Here is a 13,409-nt window from a genome sequence, read left to right on the forward strand (position 1 = left end):
CGCGCGACTCACCCGGACGGGATGAGGATTTCGAACCAGACCGTCGAGCCGCGCACCGTGGGGTCGGTGCCCCAGGCGTCGCTCAGCTCCTCGATCAGCCCCAGCCCGCGGCCCCGGCTGCTCAGCGTGTCGGTCTGCGCCCGGGTCACCTGCCCCCGGGTGCCGGAGTCGGCGACTGAGACCAGCAGGCGCTCCGGGCTCAGGTCGATCTCGACCCGGGCGGCGGTGCCGGCGTGCAGCAGGGCGTTGGTGGTCAACTCGCTGGTGCAGAGCACCGCCGCGCCGACCACCGCCTCGGGCACCTGCCAGTCGGTGAGCTGGGCGGTCATCCAGTGCCGGACCCGGCTCGGCGCGGTCGGCTCGGCCGGCACCTCCATGCCGGCCGACCGGCTCGGCTTGACCGCGTGCTCCACGGCCAGTACGGCCACGTCGTCCTCGGTGGCACCCGGGACCGCGGCGCTCGCCACCGCGCAGAGCGCCCGCGGGTCCCCGCTGGTCGCGGCGGTCACGGCCGCACCCAACCCGGCCAGGCCGGCGGTGAGGTCCTGCCAGCGTCGCTCCACCACCCCGTCGCTGAACAGCAGGAGGGTGTCGCCGGGGCGGAACGGCACGGTGACCGTCCGCGGGCGGCCGCCCAGGCCCAGCGGCGGCGCGGGCGGCAGCTCGACGTATTCGGCGACCGGGTCGCCCTCGGCGGGGCAGCGTCGGATCAGCGGCGCGGGATGGCCCGCGCTGGCCAGGGTGATCTGCTCCCGGTCGGCCTCGACCACCCCGAACACCACGGTCACGAAGAGCTCGTGCGTCCCGCCCTCGGTGCCCAGGCTGGCGACCAGCCGGTCCAGGCCGCCGAGCACCGCGTCCGGCCGGGGGTCGGAGAGGGCCAGCGCGCGCAGCGCGGCGCGTACCTGACCCATCCGGGCGGCGGCCTGCACGTCGTGCCCGGCCACGTCGCCGAGCACCACGCCGAGCGCGCCGGTGGGCAGCACGAACGCGTCGTAGAAGTCGCCACCGGCGGCGTTGCCGTCGACGCCGGGGTCGTAGCGGGCGGCGATCCGCAGCCGGGGCAGGTCGGGCAGCTGCTCCGGGAGCATGCTGCGCTGCAACAGCTGGGCGGTGCCGTGCTGGGTCTCGAAGCGGCGGGCCCGCTCGGCGGCCTGGCCGACCAGCTCCGCCGAGGCGGCGAGCAGCGCCCGTTCCGCGGGTGACCAGGGATGGGCGACCTGGTAGCCGACGGTCAGCGCGCCGCGGATGACCGTCGAGCGCAGCGGCAGCGAGGCGATCGCCCGGATCTTCTGGTCGTGCCGGTCCGCCGCGTTGTCCCGCAGCGGCTGGCCGTCGGTGACGAAGGACGACACGCCACTGCGTGCGGTGACCACGATCGGGATGGTCGCGTCGGCTTGCAGCCGCCGCCACAGCGGCGGCAGCCGCTCGTCGGCCTCGTCCAGCAGCTCGCCCCGGACCCGGCGGACCATCCGCCAGGCGGAGCCCTCGTCGACCACGAACGAGACGCGGTCGGCGTCGAAGGAGTGCAGGCAGTAGCGCAGCGTGACCCGGGCGACGTCGTCCAGGGTGAGGGTGCCGGAGAGCGCCGCAGCGAAGTCGCTCAGGCTCTGCAACTGCTGGGTGACCTGGGTGGTCTGGGCGGCCACGGTGAGCACGCCGATGATCCGCCCGGTGGAGTCGCGGACCGGGGAGTAGCCGCGCGTGAACACGGCGGGCTCGGCGGGACCGGCCCGGTGCCGGTCGACCGGCAGCACCGCCTCCCGCTCCAGGTAGGGCTCGCCGCGCCGGTAGACCCGGGTCACCACCTCGCCGGCGCCGGGGTCGTGCCAGAGGTCGGCGAACACCTCCCCCGCCGGCCGGCCGAGCGCCGCCGGGTGCCGGTCGCCGATCAGTTCCGCGTAGCCGTCGTTGTAGAGCAGGACCAGGTCCTCGCCGTAGAGCAGGGCCATCGGCACCGGGGAGGCCAGAACCAGGTCGACCACGGCACGGACCGCCGGATCCCAGCCGTCCGGCGGGCCGAGCGGCGTGTCCGCCCACGGGTGGGCCAGGACGGTGGCCGCGCCGGAAGTCGCGCCCGGTCCAGCGGGCGCTCCCGGGGTGGGGGCTGATGGCGTGGGGACCCGCCCGACGGTGCCTGGCATGACCGCAGCCTAACCGGAGCCTGGCGGTCAGGTTTCGATCACGCGCGCGCGTCGGCCGCCGGCCGGCCCGGCCGTGGGTGTTAACGCAGGTCAGGGGCGGTTCGCCCGGCCATGTCGGGAAATTGCCCCGGGTCGGCTCGGCGTGCTGCCGACACGACCGGGTATGCGGGCGGCGCAGTTCACGCGACAGGAGGGACAACATGCCGAAAACCCTCGCGGTCGGGCAGGCCGACATCGGTGACGCCCTGACCGATTTCTGGAGGTCGGTGCTGCTCTTCATCCCGAGGGCCATCGCGTTCATCGCGATCCTCGTGGTGGGCTGGCTCATCGCCCGAGCCGTCCTCAAAATCGTGGACGCGGCACTGGAACGGGTGGGATTCGATCGCGCCGTCGAACGTGGCGGCATCAAACGCGCGCTCGAACGCACGAGATACGACGCCAGCGACATCCTGGCCAAGCTGGCCTACTACGCGGTCCTGTTGTTCACCCTGCAGTTCGCCTTCGGGGTGTGGGGACCCAACGCGATCAGTGACCTGATCCGCGGCATCGTCTCGTGGCTGCCGCGGGCCTTCGTGGCGATCGTCATCGTGGTCATCGCCGCCGCCATCGCCAACGCGGTGCGGGACCTGGTCTCGGGCGCCCTTGGTGGGCTCTCGTACGGCCGGGTGTTGGCCGACCTGGCGGGGGTCTTCATCCTGGCGCTCGGCGTGATCGCCGCGCTGAACCAGGTGGGCATCGCCACCACGGTCACCACGCCGGTGCTCATCGCGTTCCTCGGCACGATCGCCGGCATCCTGGTGGTCGGCGTCGGCGGTGGTCTCATCAAGCCGATGCAGGCCCGCTGGGACGGGTGGCTCAACCGGGCCGCCGAGGAGTCCCGGGCGTTCAAGGAGCAGCGCCAGGCGCAGGGCGCCGGTCGCAGCGACTACGAGCGGCAGATGGCCGACCGGGGCGGCCAGCCCAGCCCGGCCATGCCGCAGTCGTCGATGTCCGGCGCGGGCGACGAGACCCAGCAGTTCCGCCGGCCGAACGGCTGAGGAGAACAGGGCGAGGAGGGTGTCCGCGGGGCGATCGCGGGCACCCTTCGCCGTGTCTCAGGCCAGGTCGCGGGGGTCCAGCGCGCGGGTCAGCAGGCAGACCGCGAGCAGGCGGGTGAGCAGCCAGTCCGGCTCGGACCAGTCGATCGGCTCGACCGGCGGCTGCCAGCCGTGCTCCCGCGCCGCGTCGCGCACACCCTCGGCGTATCCGGCGAGCGCCGCCACGGTCAGCGGGCGGCGGTCGCCGTGCAGGCTGTCGCGGACGGCGGCGGCGTGCTGGTCGACCGCGGCGAGCAGGCCGGGAAAGGCGGCGGCCGCGGCGAGGCCGGCGGTGCCGACGACGGCGGTGAGCGTGGTGAGGCTGGACCTGGCGGCCACCGCCGCGGAACGGGTCGCCACCCGGTTGTTCGGCACGCGCATGGTGACCGAGGCTAGCCCCGCCGGAAGCGGGGCGACCTCGGCCGACCGGCCGATGCCCGGATCGTCCGGGTGATGCGCGGTCTCGCCCGCCGGGATTGAGCCGCGCGCCCCGGGGCAGAAGGGATACCGCGCAGACCGCGCAGGCGACCACGCGGAGGAACGGAATGGGACAGCAGGTGGACGGACCGGACCAGGCGCACCGCCGGCCGGCGGGCGTGAGTGACGCCACGGTCGAGGCCCTGGGCAAGCTCAGCGAGGCGCTGGAGTGCGTCGAGCGGGCCCGGGGGCACCTCTACTCGCTGCACCAGCTGATCGGCCACGCCGACCTGATGCTCGACGACGCCGTGGCGCTGTTCCGCTCCGCCGGGCACCCGGAGCTGGCCGGGCGGGTCGAGAAGGACCTCCTCGGCCGCAACGTCATCGCGGGCCGCTGGACCTTCCAGATCGTCGAGGACTTCGACGACGGGTACTACGCGCTCTTCCGGGAGCTGGACCGGCAGGCCCGCGACGAGCTGGTCGGCGGCCGGCGGCACCTCTACGAGGCGGAGATGAAGGAACGCCGCCGCAGCCCGGGGCGGCCGGGGCACGAGGCGCGCCCCGCCGAGGGCTGATCAGTCGGAGGAGCGGGCCTGCGCCGGGCGGCGGCGCACGCCGTCGTCGGCGACGATCACGGTCGCCACCATGAGCGCCACCACGAGGCTGAACAGCCAGGAGCTGTCGTCGACCAGCCGGGCGGCGACGGGCGCCTGGATCGCGGCGAGCAGGAAGCCGAGCCACGCCAGGCGGCGCTGACGCTGGGAGAGGAAACCGGAGCCCTGTTGCATCCCGAAAGTCTTACGCGGGGTAGGGGCATCGCCGTCAGCCGTTCGGCCGATTCTGGATGGGCTGTCCGTTTTCCTGCCCGTCCGTATCGCACTTTTTGTCGTTTCGGCTGAGCGCGGCGTCACGGACGGCCCGCCCGGTCGGCCGGGGCCGGTGGTGGCTGGGCAGGATGGGGCCTCGTGTCCCGCGCCCCCGCTCCGCCCCGCCCGGTCCTGCTGCTCCTGGCCTACCTGGCCTTCGTCAGCCTCGGGCTGCCCGACGGCCTGATCGGGGTCGGCTGGCCCTCCATCCGGCTGGACCTGGACGTGCCGACCGAGGCCGTCGGGGTCGTGCTCACGGCGGGCACCGTGGCCTACCTGACCTCCAGCGTGCTCGCCGGGTTCACGCTGGCCCGGCTCGGCGTCGGCTGGCTGCTCGCCGGCAGCACCCTGCTGGCGGGCGTCGCCCTGACCGGGTACGCGTCCACCCCGGCGCTCGCCGTCATGGTCGGCTTCGCGCTGGTGCTCGGGCTCGGCTCCGGGGCGATCGACGCCGGGCTCAACGCGTACGCGGCCGCCGCCTTCGGTCCCCGGCACATGAACTGGATGCACGCGTTCTTCGGGCTCGGCGTGGCGATCGGGCCGCTGATCATGACCGCGGTGCTCGGCGCCGGCCTGAGCTGGCGCTGGGGGTACGCCCTGGTGGCGGCTGCCCAGCTCCTCCTGGCCACCGCGTTCGCGCTCACGGTGCGGCTCTGGCGCGGCGGCCCGTCCGTCGGCGCGGCCCTGCCGCCCGACCCGATCGCACCGCAGGTGGTGCCCGGCGAGCCCGCCGGCGGCGGGCCGGCGCGGCGGACCCCGATCGGCGCGACGCTGCGGCTGCCGGCCGTGTGGCTCGGCGGGGCCGCCTTCGCCGTCTACGTGGCGATCGAGGTGTCCACCGGCCTGTGGGCGTTCCTGCTGCTCACCGAGGGGCGAGGGCTCTCCGCCGCAGTGGCCGGGCTCTGCGTCTCCGGCTACTGGGGCAGCCTCTTCGTGGGGCGGGTGGTGCAGGGGGTGGTGGCGGAGCGGCTGGGCACCGCCGGGGTGCTGCGGGGCAGCCTGCTCGGCATGGCCGGGGGAGCGGTGCTCATCGCGCTGCCCGCCCCGGGCTGGGTGACCGTCGCCGGCCTGCTGGTGGTGGGCTTCGCGGCGGCGCCGGTGTTCCCGCTGCTCACCCTGACCACGGCGGAACGGGTGGGCCGCGACCACGCGGACCGGACCATCGGCCTGCAGATCGGCGCGGCCGGCCTGGGCGCCGCCCTGGTGCCGGCCGCGGTCGGGGTGCTGCTGGCCCGGGTCTCTGTGGCCGCGCTCGGTCCGACGCTGGTGGCGCTCGCGGTCGCGCTCATCGCCCTGCACGCCGCCGGCGCCCGCTAGGCCCGCCCGCAGTCCCGAGCCGGCTGAACCCCCGGGCCGCGCACTCCGGGCGCCCGGGGGCCGGCTCACATGGTGTCGGGGCCGGTCCGACCGGTGGTCGACGGCCGGTACGCCCGGTCGGCGTCGGTCATCTCCCGCCGCTCGGCCTCCGGGCCGGCGCCCCGGTCCACCGCCTCCGGCCCGTGGCCGAACGCGGCCTCCTCGCCGGCGTCGTTGCCGGTGGCGTCGTCCGCCTGCCCGTCGAGGGTCGACCCGGCGAGCGCGCGGTCCAGTTCGCGCAGGGGAGTGCGTTCCTCGTCGCGCCACACGTGGCTGTCGTTGTCGGTCATTCCCCTGCGGTACCCGGGCCGGATGATCGCAAACGGCCCCGGACGCGGCGATGGCCGCCGGAGCGCCGGCGGCCATCGGGGTTCGCGTACGGGGGGTGATCAGGGGGTCGGCCGGTCGACCGTGCCGCGCCAGGCGCCGGTCTCCTGACCGCGCCGCTCGATGAACGTCTTGAACCGCGCCAGGTCGCCCTTGGTCCGGCGGTCGACCACACCCAGCTTGTCGCCGGCCTTCTCGACCACGCCGTGCGGCTCGAACTCCAGCTGGAGGGTGACCCGGGTGTTCCCCTCGTCCAGGCGGTGGAAGGTCACCACACCGGCCTGCTCGGTGCCCCCGGTGGAGCGCCAGGCCACCCGCTCGTCGGGCAGCTGCTCGGTGATCTCGGCGTCGAACTCGCGCTTCACGCCGGCGATCTCCACCGTCCAGTGGGTCATCGTGTCGGAGAGCTGCCGGACCTCCTGGACACCCTCCATGAAGTGCGGAAACTCCTCGAACTGCGTCCACTGGTCGTACGCGGTGCGGATCGGGACGGACACGTCCACGTGTTCCATAACGCCGCTCATGTCAGTCTTCCTCCTGTCCTGCCGGTGCCTGCTCGCGGACCGTGGGCCGCTCCGCTCACCAGCGCGTCGTCTCGTTCTTGTTCCCGAGGGCGGCCCACACCTCGGAAATCGTCTGGTAACGGGTGCCCTCGGGCAGTCGTTCCAGGGCGGCGACGATGTCGGCGGGCGCCTGGTTCTCCCGCGCGTTGGCCACCAGGGTGTCGCGGTCACCGGGCAGGGCGCTCATGGTGATGAACCGGCCGAGCCGACTGCGCTCCTCGACGTCGTCCATGCTCATTCCCTGCGGGTTGCCGCCGCGGCTCGCGCCGGCCGTCACCGTCTTCGGCTCCGGCTGGTCCTCGCCCGCAGGCTCCGGCTGGCGGAACTCGTCGACCCGCGAGCCCCCGGTGCCCGGCCCCTGGACGAGGCCGCTCACCTCGCTGCTCATCTGCTCGTCGACCCTGGGTGAGTGCTTGCTGCTGCCACGTTCCATGCCGACAGACATGCCCGAGGGGGCCGCCGGTAAACCGACGGCGGCCGGTCGAGCCGGTCATCGACCCCCGAACCGGGCGAAGCCGGTCAGGAATCGGCCGGGGCGCGGGGCGGCAGGACGGGCTCGCTGGGATCCTCGACGCCGGCCTGCATCACCCGGCCCCGCTGGAGTTCGGCGTTGACCTGGACGCCGAGCATGAGCGCGCAGTTGGACAGGTACAGCCACACCAGGAAGGCGATGACCGCGCCCAGGCTGCCGTAGGTCACGTCGTACGAGCCGAAGTTGGCCACGTAGAGGCCGAAGCCGAAGGAGGCGACCACCCAGGCCAGCAGGGCGAGCGCGCCGCCCGGGGTGAGCCAGCGGAACCGGGGCTGCCGCACGTTCGGGGCGATCCAGAACAGCAGCGACAGCAGGGTCATCGCCACCAGCGCGAGCAGCGGCCACTTCGCCACCGTCCACACCGTGCGGGTCAGCCCGCCGGCGTGCAGCCGGTCGCCCACGAAGTCGGTGACCGGGCCACTGACGATCAGCCCCAGGGCCACCACGGCGAGCAGCACCAGCGACACCCCGGCGAGCCCGATCTGCACCGGCCGCAGCTTGTAGAAGGGCCGTCCCTCCTCGACACCGTAGATCGCGTTGGAGGCCCGGGTGAACGCGCCGATGAAGCCGGAGGCCGACCAGAGCGCGCCGAGCAGACCGAAGCTGAGCAGCACCTTCGCCGGGCCCTGCTGCTCCACCACGGTGCGCACCACGGTGACGAAGGCGTCGTTGCCGACCACCGAGCCGGCGCCGATCTCCCGGGCCAGGTCGATCACGGTGTCCACGGTGCGCGAACCGTCGGAGACCAGCCCGACCAGGGCGACCACCACGATGGTCGAGGGGAAGAGCGCCAGCACCCCGTAGTAGGTGAGCGCGGCGGCCCAGTCGGCGCAGTTGTCCTTCACGAAGTTGCGCCCGGCCCGGATCAGCACCCCGCGCCAGGTGGCCCAGCTCAACTGGCGTACCCGGCGGGGGATCCGGGCCCGCTGCCGGCCGCCGGCCGCCGCATCCGTCGTCGCCGTCATGACCGCCTCCTCCGCCGCCGCGCGCACCTCCGGCAGGTGGCCCGGGCGGTACCCGGTGGGGGAAGTCGACAAACCGGCGCCGGTTTGCCCTCGACGGGCGGGGGAATCGGTAGAGGATCCCACGGAGACGGAGGAGGACGAGATGCCCGGGCGCGAGGTACTGCCCAGCACGTTGAAGCGCTCCCCGGCCAAGGCGCAACGGACCTGGGAGAAGACACACGACTCGGCGACCGAGACCTACGGCGAGGGGGAGCGGGCGCACCGCACCGCCTTCGCCGCGGTGAAGCACGAGTACGAGAAGGTCGGCGACCACTGGGAGTCGAAGGGGCGCAAGGGCCCGAGCGACCGGCAGGCGGCCGGCGGCGGCCCGGCCCGGCGGGCCCCCACGGCCGGCGGGGTGGACGCCAACGCGAAGAAGGACCACCTCATGGAGGTGGCGAAGAAGCTCGACGTGCCGGGCCGGTCCCGGATGACCAAGCCGGAGCTGGTCAAGGCGATCGAGAAGGCGAACAACAACGCCACCCGCCAGGCCCGCGGCGGCCGCTGACCGGCCGGCGACGACACGGAAGCCCGGGACCGCGCAGGTCCCGGGCTCCCGTCGTGCCGCTCACCAGTGGCCGCCGCCCGGCGCCTCGATGTGCACCGCCTTCACCGTGCTGAACTCGTCGAGCAGCTCCGGGCCGTACCCGAAGCCCTGGCCGCTGCCGCGGCGCGGCTGCGCGGCGCCGCCCGGCGCGCCCCCGAACACCGCGTTGACCTTGACGGTGCCCACCGGCAGCTCCCGCCAGGCCCGGTGGGCGTGGCTCATCGAACCGGTCAGCACCGTGGCGGCCAGCCCGTACGGGGAGTCGGCCGCGCAGCGCAGCCCCTCGCTGAACGAGTCGACCACGACCACCGGGGCGACCGGCCCGAAGGTCTCCTCACGGACCAGCGCCATCTCGTGCCGGCAGTCGCTGACCACCGTCGCCGGGTAGAACGCGCCCGGCCCGTCCGGCATGCTGCCGCCGGTGCGCAGCCGCGCCCCCTCGGCCACCGCCGCGGTGACCTGCCCGTGCACGTGGTCCCGGTGCCGCCGGTCGACCAGCGGCCCGAGCTGGGTCCCCGGGTCCCGACCCGGGCCCGCGACGAGCGCCTCGGCCCGCTCCACCAGCGCGTCGACGAAGTCCTCGGCCACGTCCCGGTGCACGTAGATCCGCTCCACCGCGACGCAGATCTGCCCGGCGTTGGCGAAGCAGCCCAGCGCGGCCTGCTCGGCCGCCCAGACCGGATCCACGTCCGCGTCCACCACCAGGGGATCGCTGCCGCCGTTCTCCAGCAGCACCTTCGCGCCGGTGCGGGCGCAGGCGGCGGCGATCGCCCGGCCGGTGGCGGTGGAACCGACGTGGGCGACCACGTCCACCTCCTGACCGGCCAGCGCCGCGCCCACCTCCGGGCCGCCGGTGAGCAGCGACAGCACCCCGGCCGGCAGCGCGGAGTCCAGGGCCCGGGCCAGCAGCCAGCCGGTCGCCGGGGTGCGCTCGCTCGGCTTGTGGAGCACCACGTTGCCGGTGACCAGGGCCGCGCCGAGCAGGCCGCAGGAGACCGCCACCGGATCGTTCCAGGGGGTGATCGCGGCGACCACGCCGCGCGCCTCGGGGGCCATGAAGTCCAGCCCGGAGGGGGCGCCGTGCAGGGTCCGCCCGCCCCGCACCGGGCCGAGTTCGGCGTACTGTCGCAGCGTGCCGATGCCCGCCGCCACGCCACCGCGCGCGTCGTCCAGCGGCTTGCCCATCTCCGCCGTGGTGGCCTGCGCCAGCTCGTCGGCGACGGCCTCGACCGCGTCCGCCGCGCGGTGCAGCGCCGCCGCCCGTTCCGCCGGGGCCGTCGCCGCCCACTCCGCGGCCGCGCCCCGGGCGGCCTCGACCGCCTTGGCCACCTCGTCCGCCGTCGCCACCGGCACGGTGGTCACCGGGGAGCCGTCGGCCGGATCATGTACGACCAGCTCGCCTCCCGCACCCCCGGCACCCCAGACTCCACCTATGAGCTGCGCAACCGTGTACATGCGGCAGTGGATGCCCCGACCCGGGCGAGGCAAACGCGTTTCGCCCGGTAACCGGCCGGGTAGGCGGATCGGATGATTTCCACGGCGGACGCCGTCGTCATCGGGGCCGGGCACAACGGGCTGGTGGCCGCGAACCTGCTGGCCGACGCGGGCTGGGACGTGCTGGTGCTGGAGGCCACGCAGGTCCCCGGCGGGGCGGTGCGCTCCGCCGAGGTGACCGCCGCCGGCTACCTCAGCGACCTCTACAGCTCCTTCTACCCCCTCGGCTACGCCTCGCCGGTGCTGCGCGGCCTGGACCTGGAGCGCCACGGGCTGTCCTGGACCCACTCCCCGGACGTGCTGGCCCACCTGCTCCCGGACGGCCGGGCGGCCGTGGTCAACCGGGACCTGGACGCCACCGCCGCCTCGCTGGAGGCGTTCGCCCCCGGCGACGGCGACCGCTGGCGGCACGCGTACGCCGACTGGTGCCGGGTGGCCGAGCCGATGCTGGACACCATCACGAGCCCGTTCCCGCCGGTGCGCGGCGGGCTGGCCCTGCTGCGCCGGCTGCGGATCTCCGGCGCGCTGCGGCTCGCCCGCCGGCTCGTGGTGCCGGTACGCAAGCTCGGCGACGAACTCTTCGCCGGCGAGGGCGGCCCCGCGCTGCTGGCCGGCTGCGCCCTGCACACCGACCTGTCGCCCGAGGAGGCCGGCTCCGGGGTGTACGGCTGGCTGCTCGCCATGCTCGGCCAGCAGGTCGGCTGGCCGGTGCCGGTCGGCGGCGCGCAGCGGATCACCGACGCGCTGGTCACCCGGCTGGTCGAGCGGGGCGGCCGGATCGAGTACGGCGCCCGGGTCGACCGGGTGCTCACCGCCCGCGGCCGGGCGATGGGTGTGCGCACCGCCGGCGGCACCGACTGGCGGGCCCGGCGGGCGGTGCTCGCCGACGTCCCCGCCCCGGCGCTCTACCTGGACCTGGTCGGCCCGGCGGCGCTGCCGCCCCGGCTGGTGGAGGACCTGGCGCACTTCCGGTGGGACGGCTCCACGCTCAAGGTGGACTGGGCGCTGTCGGCGCCGGTGCCGTGGAAGAACCGGGCGATCGCCGGCGCGGGCACCGTGCACCTGGGCGCCGACCTGGACGGGCTCACCGCGTACGCGGGGGCGCTGGCCCGCGGCGAGGTGCCGCGGGACCCGTTCCTGCTGGTGGGGCAGATGTCGGTGGCCGACCCGAGCCACTCCCCGCCGGGCACCGAGTCGCTGTGGTCGTACACGCACCTGCCGTTCCGCCGGCACTGGCGGGCCGACGATGTCATCGGGCACGTGGAGCGGATGGAGGAGGTGCTGGAGGAGGCCGCCCCGGGCTTCCGCTCGCTGGTCGTCGGGCGGCACGTGGCCGGCCCGGCCGACCTGGAGGAGGCCGAGCCGAGCCTGGTCGGCGGCGCGCTGGGCGGCGGCACCGCTGCCGCGTACCAGCAGCTCTTCCTGCGGCCGATCCCCGGCCTGGGCCGCGCGGACACCCCGGTGGACCGGCTCTACCTGGCCAGCGCCTCGGCGCATCCCGGCGGCGGGGTGCACGGCGCGCCGGGCGCGAACGCCGCCCGGGCCGCCCTGGCCCGCGACCGGGCGCTCACCGGTGACCTGTACGCGGGCGTGATCGGCGCGGCGCACCGCACCGTCTACCGCTGAGACGCGGCCGAGCCCGGGTCGCGCACGCGGCCGGGCTCGGCCGGTCCGGCGGTCAGGTGTCCAGGTTGCGGTGCCGGGTGCGCAGCTTGAACGGCATCAGCGCGCTCTCGATCTTGGTGGCGGTGGTCATCTTCGAGGCGCCCTCGTGGCGCTCCTCGAAGCGGATCGGCACCTCCAGGATGGTGTGCCCCAGCTTGGTGGCCAGGTAGTGCATCTCCACCTGGAAGCTGTAGCCGTTGGACTGCACCCGCTCCAGGCCGATGTCGCGCAGCGCGTCGGCCCGCCAGATCTTGAAGCCGGCGGTCAGGTCGCGGATCCGCACCCGCAGCAGGGTGTGCACGTAGAGGTTGGCCCAGCCGCTGAGCGCGCGCCGGTAGAGCGGCCAGTTCTCGTCCAGTTCGCCGCCGGGCACGTAGCGCGAGCCGATGACCACGCCGGCCTGGGTGGAGAGCAGCGCGCCGAGCATGCCGGGCAGCGCCTCCGCCGGGTGGGACAGGTCGGCGTCCATCTGCGCGACGTACTCGGCGCCGTCGTCGAGCGCGCGCCCGATGCCGTCCACGTACGCCCGGCCGAGGCCCTCCTTGCCGGGGCGGTGCACCACCAGCACCCGGTCCGGGTGCTCGATGGCCAACTTGTCGGCGACCTCCCCGGTGCCGTCCGGGGAGTTGTCGTCCGCGACGAGCACCTTCAACCCGGGCAGCGGCAGCGCGAGGAGGCGCTCGACCAGCAGCGGGAGGTTGCCCGCCTCGTTGTAGGTCGGAACGACGACGGTCAGGCGTGCGTCGCGCCACGGGGAGGGCAACTGCACGGGTTCGATCATCACGGACATCCTCGGTCGGCCGACAGGTTCATCTGAGAGGGTAGCCAGTCCCCTCCGCGTGGTCCGCACAGACGCCCGCCCGGAGGATTCCGGAGCGGTCGCCGGCGTGGGCGGTCAGCGTAGCCGGCGGGCCAGCCCGCCGGCCGCCGTCAGCAGCCCACCCCGCTGCGTCACCGGTCCGACTTCTGTCGGGTGGCGATGTCGGAGAGCCGGCTCAACGTCTCCTTGTTCCGCTGGTGCAGCACCAGGTCGTTGAGCTTGTTCCGGACCCAGCGCAGCGGCCCGGCGGCGAAGTCCTCGCCGATGGTGACCCGCGTCCGGCCGTCACCGAGCGGTTCCAGCCCGAACGCCACGATGGCCTCGCCGGCCGGCCACAGCCCGGCCCGCACCACGAACTTGTGCGGGGCGTCGCACTCGAGCACGGTGGAGGTGTCCTGGAGCGAGAACGGCCACGGGCCGGCCTTGTGGTGCAGCCGGCTGCCCACCCGGGGCCAGGTGTCGTCCACGTCCCGGACGTGCACCGTGCCCACGACCCAGTCGCTGTACGTCCACCCGTCGGCGAGCACGTCGAAGACCCGCTGCGGGGGCGCGTCGATCACTTTCTCCACAATCGCCACCGCAATCCCATACCCCCGCC

At 74.6% G+C, this 13,409-nt stretch carries 15 protein-coding genes; 5 read left to right on the top strand and 10 right to left on the bottom strand.

Annotated features, from left to right (window positions below):
* Positions 1-8: 8 nt before the first annotated feature.
* Complete coding sequence (locus tag ACFYPD_RS19460; RefSeq protein WP_387115088.1) at positions 9-2,144, bottom strand: SpoIIE family protein phosphatase; 2,136 nt, start codon at positions 2,142-2,144, stop codon at positions 9-11.
* A gap of 200 nt (positions 2,145-2,344) precedes the next feature.
* Here ACFYPD_RS19460 and ACFYPD_RS19465 point away from each other — a divergent pair, with 200 nt between their 5' ends.
* On the top strand, positions 2,345-3,181 hold the full coding sequence (locus tag ACFYPD_RS19465) for a hypothetical protein (protein ID WP_387115090.1): 837 nt from the start codon (positions 2,345-2,347) through the stop codon (positions 3,179-3,181).
* Between the two features lie 57 nt (positions 3,182-3,238).
* On the opposite strand, the gene ACFYPD_RS19470 is transcribed toward ACFYPD_RS19465, so the two are convergent.
* On the bottom strand, positions 3,239-3,601 hold the full coding sequence (locus ACFYPD_RS19470; protein ID WP_387115093.1) for a DUF6401 family natural product biosynthesis protein: 363 nt from the start codon (positions 3,599-3,601) through the stop codon (positions 3,239-3,241).
* A gap of 164 nt (positions 3,602-3,765) precedes the next feature.
* Here ACFYPD_RS19470 and ACFYPD_RS19475 point away from each other — a divergent pair, with 164 nt between their 5' ends.
* Positions 3,766-4,212, top strand: coding sequence for a hypothetical protein (locus ACFYPD_RS19475; RefSeq protein ID WP_387115096.1), 447 nt, complete (start codon positions 3,766-3,768; stop codon positions 4,210-4,212).
* Here the strand turns inward: ACFYPD_RS19475 and ACFYPD_RS19480 are convergent, their stop codons facing one another.
* Positions 4,213-4,425 (bottom strand): hypothetical protein, encoded by a 213-nt coding sequence (locus ACFYPD_RS19480; RefSeq protein ID WP_387115099.1) that lies wholly within the window; start codon positions 4,423-4,425, stop codon positions 4,213-4,215.
* Between the two features lie 177 nt (positions 4,426-4,602).
* Between ACFYPD_RS19480 and ACFYPD_RS19485 the strand changes: the two genes are divergently transcribed.
* Entirely contained in the window at positions 4,603-5,820 is a 1,218-nt protein-coding gene (locus ACFYPD_RS19485) for an MFS transporter (protein ID WP_387115102.1), read from the top strand.
* Positions 5,821-5,885: 65 nt separating this feature from the next.
* Here ACFYPD_RS19485 and ACFYPD_RS19490 read toward each other — a convergent pair whose 3' ends face one another.
* The 4 genes from ACFYPD_RS19490 to ACFYPD_RS19505 form a co-directional block, all read right to left on the bottom strand.
* Positions 5,886-6,149 carry a hypothetical protein gene (locus ACFYPD_RS19490; protein ID WP_387115104.1) on the bottom strand — a complete coding sequence of 88 codons (264 nt, stop codon included), beginning with the start codon at positions 6,147-6,149 and terminating at the stop codon, positions 5,886-5,888.
* A gap of 99 nt (positions 6,150-6,248) precedes the next feature.
* Positions 6,249-6,710 carry an SRPBCC family protein gene (locus ACFYPD_RS19495; RefSeq protein WP_387115107.1) on the bottom strand — a complete coding sequence of 154 codons (462 nt, stop codon included), beginning with the start codon at positions 6,708-6,710 and terminating at the stop codon, positions 6,249-6,251.
* Between the two features lie 55 nt (positions 6,711-6,765).
* The gene (locus ACFYPD_RS19500) at positions 6,766-7,182 is read right to left on the bottom strand and encodes a DUF2795 domain-containing protein (RefSeq protein WP_387115110.1); all 417 of its coding nucleotides are present in this window, start codon (positions 7,180-7,182) and stop codon (positions 6,766-6,768) included.
* An 86-nt stretch (positions 7,183-7,268) separates the two neighbouring features.
* Positions 7,269-8,246, bottom strand: coding sequence for a YihY/virulence factor BrkB family protein (locus ACFYPD_RS19505; RefSeq protein ID WP_387115113.1), 978 nt, complete (start codon positions 8,244-8,246; stop codon positions 7,269-7,271).
* A 142-nt stretch (positions 8,247-8,388) separates the two neighbouring features.
* On the opposite strand from ACFYPD_RS19505, the gene ACFYPD_RS19510 reads away from it, so the two are divergent.
* Positions 8,389-8,793, top strand: coding sequence for a ChaB family protein (locus tag ACFYPD_RS19510; RefSeq protein ID WP_387115116.1), 405 nt, complete (start codon positions 8,389-8,391; stop codon positions 8,791-8,793).
* A gap of 60 nt (positions 8,794-8,853) precedes the next feature.
* On the opposite strand, the gene ACFYPD_RS19515 is transcribed toward ACFYPD_RS19510, so the two are convergent.
* Positions 8,854-10,287 (bottom strand): aldehyde dehydrogenase family protein, encoded by a 1,434-nt coding sequence (locus ACFYPD_RS19515; RefSeq protein WP_387115119.1) that lies wholly within the window; start codon positions 10,285-10,287, stop codon positions 8,854-8,856.
* Positions 10,288-10,359: 72 nt separating this feature from the next.
* On the opposite strand from ACFYPD_RS19515, the gene ACFYPD_RS19520 reads away from it, so the two are divergent.
* Entirely contained in the window at positions 10,360-11,952 is a 1,593-nt protein-coding gene (locus tag ACFYPD_RS19520; RefSeq protein ID WP_387115122.1) for a phytoene desaturase family protein, read from the top strand.
* Positions 11,953-12,004: 52 nt separating this feature from the next.
* Here the strand turns inward: ACFYPD_RS19520 and ACFYPD_RS19525 are convergent, their stop codons facing one another.
* Entirely contained in the window at positions 12,005-12,772 is a 768-nt protein-coding gene (locus tag ACFYPD_RS19525; protein WP_387115125.1) for a polyprenol monophosphomannose synthase, read from the bottom strand.
* A gap of 170 nt (positions 12,773-12,942) precedes the next feature.
* A complete protein-coding gene (locus ACFYPD_RS19530; RefSeq protein WP_387115128.1) occupies positions 12,943-13,380 on the bottom strand; it encodes an SRPBCC family protein in 438 nt (145 codons plus the stop codon).
* Positions 13,381-13,409: the final 29 nt, after the last annotated feature.

Source organism: Micromonospora sp. NPDC005299, from assembly GCF_042872345.1.
GTDB lineage: Bacteria > Actinomycetota > Actinomycetes > Mycobacteriales > Micromonosporaceae > Micromonospora.

Coding starts and splice junctions, on each gene's coding strand:
- ACFYPD_RS19460 (WP_387115088.1), bottom strand. CDS start 2,144: ATGCCAGGCACCGTCGGGCGGGTCCCCACGCCATCAGCCCCCACCCCG.
- ACFYPD_RS19500 (WP_387115110.1), bottom strand. CDS start 7,182: ATGGAACGTGGCAGCAGCAAGCACTCACCCAGGGTCGACGAGCAGATG.
- ACFYPD_RS19480 (WP_387115099.1), bottom strand. CDS start 4,425: ATGCAACAGGGCTCCGGTTTCCTCTCCCAGCGTCAGCGCCGCCTGGCG.
- ACFYPD_RS19520 (WP_387115122.1), top strand. CDS start 10,360: ATGATTTCCACGGCGGACGCCGTCGTCATCGGGGCCGGGCACAACGGG.
- ACFYPD_RS19465 (WP_387115090.1), top strand. CDS start 2,345: ATGCCGAAAACCCTCGCGGTCGGGCAGGCCGACATCGGTGACGCCCTG.
- ACFYPD_RS19495 (WP_387115107.1), bottom strand. CDS start 6,710: ATGAGCGGCGTTATGGAACACGTGGACGTGTCCGTCCCGATCCGCACC.
- ACFYPD_RS19525 (WP_387115125.1), bottom strand. CDS start 12,772: ATGATCGAACCCGTGCAGTTGCCCTCCCCGTGGCGCGACGCACGCCTG.
- ACFYPD_RS19475 (WP_387115096.1), top strand. CDS start 3,766: ATGGGACAGCAGGTGGACGGACCGGACCAGGCGCACCGCCGGCCGGCG.
- ACFYPD_RS19490 (WP_387115104.1), bottom strand. CDS start 6,149: ATGACCGACAACGACAGCCACGTGTGGCGCGACGAGGAACGCACTCCC.
- ACFYPD_RS19470 (WP_387115093.1), bottom strand. CDS start 3,601: ATGCGCGTGCCGAACAACCGGGTGGCGACCCGTTCCGCGGCGGTGGCC.
- ACFYPD_RS19515 (WP_387115119.1), bottom strand. CDS start 10,287: ATGTACACGGTTGCGCAGCTCATAGGTGGAGTCTGGGGTGCCGGGGGT.
- ACFYPD_RS19510 (WP_387115116.1), top strand. CDS start 8,389: ATGCCCGGGCGCGAGGTACTGCCCAGCACGTTGAAGCGCTCCCCGGCC.
- ACFYPD_RS19505 (WP_387115113.1), bottom strand. CDS start 8,246: ATGACGGCGACGACGGATGCGGCGGCCGGCGGCCGGCAGCGGGCCCGG.